A 4,905-nucleotide genomic window follows, 5' to 3' on the forward strand; every position below is an offset into this window, starting at 1 on the left:
AGTTTTGTTTGTTGTTGTACGCTTGAATATGTTTGAATTATTCAGGTGGCCAAAGCGACGGTGTTCCACCTCTTCCCATCCCGAACAGAGAAGTTAAGCCCGTCTACGCCGATGGTACTGCCGATTAGGTGGGAGAGTAGGTAGCTGCCTATTTTATTAAGATCCGTTTCCAGGTTCACACGACCGGAGACGGATCTTTTTATGTATACTTACCCGTATGCTTGTTTTATTGTCTTATCCATTCCGACTGCGTTTGCGCTCCTTTCGGTTGTCGGCTAAGCATCTTGTGCCGCAGATTAGCTTTGCTCCCTTTTTATAGTATTTTGTTTGTCGGGTAGTTATCTTCTTGGGCGGATAGAGCCCGGGGGTTCTTTTCTGTGCTGTAAGGTGTTTAATCCTACGCGGTAAACAATTTGACTTAAATCATCTGCATCTGATGCCCATTCGGAAAGATGGTTTTCTTAAGCCTTCCGCCTTCATTTTGTGCGAAGTCTATTCCACTTAATCAAGTTTATGCCTTGGATTGCGAGCCATGTGAAACGGTTCTTAGTGAATGATAGTTGTATGACGAAATACCATATTGGTCTTCTCTGAATTGCCAGTCCTCTTTTTAGATCTGCCTGTAGCGGCTTTGGATAGTTTCGCTCCCTTTATATCTTTATTTTGAAAACTTTATCAGTGAATGCTTTCTGTTTACTGTTTCTTTGTAAGTGAATTATCTCCGTTATTATCATGTTTTGGAGGCAGAATTGCCATTTCGAGAGTATAATTTCCTTTTTTTTGTAGGGAAAAAATTATTTCCCAGTATTTTAAGTTAAAAATATTGGGAGTTGATAGAAGAAATGATTAACTTTGCAGCAGCTATTAGAAAAAACAACGGAAATAATTTAGAGCAACAATACAAAAAAATTATGAGAAAGCTTTTATTTACTCTTTCGATGCTGGCACTTGGCATCGGTAGCACACAAGCACAGATTGCTTATCAAAAAGCAAAGTTTTTAGACAATGTCTATCTTGGTGTTGAAGGTGGCGTTACGACTCCGTTCACACTTAAGAACATTGCCCCGCTCAATACTTGGGCTGGTGTGAAACTTGGCAAGAACTTTAGCCCTGTTTATGGTGCTAATCTTGAAGGTCTTGTTAACTTTGGTGACCACGGTATGGCTGATAGCCATACAATTGCACGTATCGTTAACTTCGGCTTAAATGGTACAGTCAACTTGACTAATCTTTTCATGGATTACAAGCCTGAGAAGAAATTCGAGCTTATCGCAGAAGCTGGTATCGGTTACCAAATCGTGTTTGGTGATCCTTACTTGATCGCCACACACAATGTAGGTGATGATACCGAATTAAGCGCTAAGACTGGTTTGATGTTTGCTTGGAACCTTGGTTCAAAGAAGGCTTTTCAGTTTTATGCTGAACCGGCCGTATTATGGAATCTTACACCGGGCCCGGGCGATGCTATTCACTTCGATAGATCTGCTGCTCAGTTAGGCTTATTCGTAGGTTTGAACTACAAGTTTAAGACTTCAAACGGCACACATAACTTTAAGAAGTATGATATCGGTGCTTTGAACGATGAGATCAACTCTCTCCGCGCTGAGCTTGAAGCTAAACCGAAAGAGGTTGTTAAGGAAGTCGTTAAGGAAGTTATTAAAGAAGTTCCGACTGTTTCTACGCAAAAAATTAGTGTAGAGAACCTCGTGTTCGTCACTTTCGCTCAAGGTAAGCATTTCTTAACTAATGATGCAAAGAAAGCGCTCAATTCAATAAAGGCTGGCTCTCACGTACAAGTTGTTGGTACAGCATCTCCTGAAGGCTCCAAGGCATTCAACGATCGTCTTTCTCAATCACGTGCAGACGTTGTTGCTAATTACCTCAAAGAGCGTGGTGTAATTATCGACGAAGCTACTGGCAAGGGAGTTCAAGGCGTTACTTCTAACCGCCTGGCTGTGGTTTACGTACAGTAAGCTCTGCCTAGCATTATAGCAATTCATACGGGGACAGTTCCATTGTGAACTGTCCCCGCTTTTTGTATTCTCTTATCTGATACTGATTGGTACAGTAACCGGCTTTTGTGATGATATTATCATAAACTTTTGCGTTTAACCGCAGAGATAAAGATTTGAAAGAAATCATAGCGGAGGTAGAAAGATGTGTTTGTAAAAGTATGCTTCAGATGCCGCTAAACCTTAAGTTGCAAGGCTAAAGTCGTTTAAACATTTGGATGAAGTTCCCATATAATCCGAAGATTTTATGTAAGTTCGCACCATCAATTTAGATAGAGAAAGCAAAGTATAAGAAGAGAGGAAGCAAGCATAACCCTATATAAAAGATATATGAATATACAACTCAAACATGTGCTCCTAGTGGCAGGGCTCGCTTGTGCTACGCTTATAACGCAGGCGCAGACCCGAAAATCGCAAGGAAAGAAAGCCGCTCCAACGGTTAATTCACTTATGAAACCAAGTACATTACCCTACAATACGCCCGACTTTAGTAAGATTAAGGGCGAAGACTATCTTCCGGCCATCCAAGCAGCTATTGCAGAGCAAAGAAGGGAGATAAAACAAATTACCGATAATCAGCAGAAGCCAACATTTGCTAATACGATACTCGCTTATGAGCGGAGCGGACAGATGCTGAATCGCGTAACAGGCATTTTCTTCTGCGTGACCGAGGCCGACAAGACGCCCGACTTGGAAAAAGCAGAAGCAGCAGTTATTCCGATGATGACCGACTTTGAAAGCGAAATAAAGTTCAACCAAAAGTTTTTTCAGCGTATTAAATACGTCTACGACCATGAGTTAAACCAACTCAAAGGCGAGGATAAAAAACTTTTGGAAGAAATCTATAAGAGTTTTACACATGCCGGCGCACTGCTTCCTAAGGAGAAGATGGCGCGTATGCAGGAGATTAACAACCGCTTGGCAAAACTCCAACAAGACTTCGGCAATATGCTCCCGAAGGCAGGCAATGAGGCGACTGTTTGGGTCAACGACGTGAATGAACTTGCCGGCTTGAGTGAAGCTGCCATTGCCCAGTGTAAGAAAGATGCCGAGGGACGTGGCGGCAAGGCGACTTACTGCATTGTCATTACCAACACCACGCAGCAACCCATTCTTGCCAGTCTTGAAAATAGAGCCTTACGCGAGCGCGTCTACAATGCATCTATCCACCGCACAGATGGTACGGGCGCATACAATGCTTTTCCGATTGTTGTGGAGATTGCGCGTCTGCGGGCAGAGAAAGCCGAACTGATGGGTTTCAAAGATTATGCTTCTTATTCGCTGGAGAATACGATGGCTAAGAATACGGCCAATGCTTATGCCTTTTTGCGCCAGCTCATTGCGGCTTACCAACCAAAGGCTGAAGCCGAGACAAAAGCTATCGAAGATTATGCAAGGCAGACTGAAGGTACCGACTTCCATTTGCAGCCCTACGATCGCTTTTTCTATTCCGCAAAGATGAAGAAAGCGCAATATAGTTTTAGTGACGATGATGTGAAGCCCTATTTCAATTTGGACTCCGTTCTCGTGAACGGTATCTTCTATGCAGCCCATCGCGTATACGGCTTAAACTTCCGCGAGCGAACGGATCTGCCAACGTATCACAAGGATATGAAGGTCTTCGATGTGCTTGATGAGAACGGCAAGCAAATGGCGCTCTTTTATTGCGACTACTTTCGTCGACCGACGAAGCGTGGTGGCGCTTGGATGAGTGCTTTCTTAAAGCAGAGCGGCGACCGTAAGCAGTTGCCTCTCATCTATAATGTCTGCAATTATGCCAAAGCCCCCGAAGGTCAACCTACGCTCCTTACGTGGGATGAAACGCAGACAATGTTCCACGAGTTTGGACACGCCCTGCACGGCATGCTTTCCAATTGCACGTACAATACGCTTAGCGGCACCTCCGTATCACGCGACTTCGTCGAGATGCCCTCACAGTTCAACGAGTCGTTTGCCTGCATACCGGAAGTGTTCAACCACTATGCCCGTCATTATAAGACGGGCGAGGCGATGCCAGATGCATTGAGAGATAAGATGCTCGGCTCTCTCAATTTCCATTCGGCCTATGCCCTTGGAGAGAACTTGGCTGCTACCTGCGTTGATATGGCTTGGCATTGCCTTTCTTCAGCTGAAATCCCTACGGCCGAGGAGGCGCAGCAGTTTGAGATGAAGGTGCTGAAAGAGATCGGCTTACTCAATACGCAGATCCCGCCCCGTTATTCTACGTCCTATTTCAACCACATCTGGGGTGGCGGTTATGCTGCCGGCTATTATAGTTATTTGTGGAGCGAAGTATTGGCTGTGAACGTGGCCGACTATTTTGAGAAGCACGGTGCGCTGACGCGGGCTGTTGGCGATGCCTTCCGTGCGAAGGTACTCAGTCGTGGCAATACGCGCGACCTGATGTTTATATTTTCCGACTTTACAGGCCTTTCAGCGCCCGATGCTAAGAGTTTGCTGAAAGCGCGTGGTTTATAAACCGGCAATCCCTTAAGCTCTTCGCCCTCCCTCCTTTTATCAATAAGGCGGGTAGGAGCGAAGAGTTGCTTCTTTAACGTCCCTTCCGGTCGCCCCAAACTGCGCATTCGCCTCTATATGTTGCCGACTTGCCTCCTAATATTCTCGCCTTTTAGCGTAGGTGGGAGTTGTAGTGTACTGAATAAGTTGACACTTTCTCAATCACAAAGGAGTAAAAATTTATGTCTCATTACAATGAATCAGAGAAAATACTGTTATTACATCAGTATGTAACAAGTGGTTTAACCTTGCATGAGTTCTCTTCTCGTCACGGTATCCCTTTAAGTACATTCCATCGTATTTATACCGAATATGGCTCACCCGACGTCTCGTCAGTAGCATATCTTATGAAAAAGAAGATATCCCCGATACACTC

The 4,905-nt window shown here is 44.5% G+C and carries 2 protein-coding genes, 1 rRNA gene and 1 pseudogene; all 4 read left to right on the forward strand.

Features of this window, described 5'->3' with window-relative positions; genetic code table 11:
- Positions 1–41 precede the first annotated feature (41 nt).
- A 5S ribosomal RNA gene (gene rrf, locus GCWU000325_RS06070) occupies positions 42–153 on the forward strand.
- Positions 154–911: 758 nt separating this feature from the next.
- Positions 912–1,973 carry an OmpA family protein gene (locus tag GCWU000325_RS06075; RefSeq protein WP_040599653.1) on the forward strand — a complete coding sequence of 354 codons (1,062 nt, stop codon included), beginning with the start codon at positions 912–914 and terminating at the stop codon, positions 1,971–1,973.
- A gap of 369 nt (positions 1,974–2,342) precedes the next feature.
- Positions 2,343–4,490, forward strand: a complete 2,148-nt coding sequence (locus GCWU000325_RS06080) for a M3 family metallopeptidase (RefSeq protein WP_006255407.1) — start codon at positions 2,343–2,345, stop codon at positions 4,488–4,490.
- A gap of 221 nt (positions 4,491–4,711) precedes the next feature.
- Positions 4,712–4,905 (forward strand): annotated as a pseudogene (locus tag GCWU000325_RS12250) (transposase); the annotation flags it as partial.

Source organism: Alloprevotella tannerae ATCC 51259 (assembly GCF_000159995.1).
Classification (GTDB): Bacteria; Bacteroidota; Bacteroidia; order Bacteroidales; family Bacteroidaceae; genus Alloprevotella; species Alloprevotella tannerae.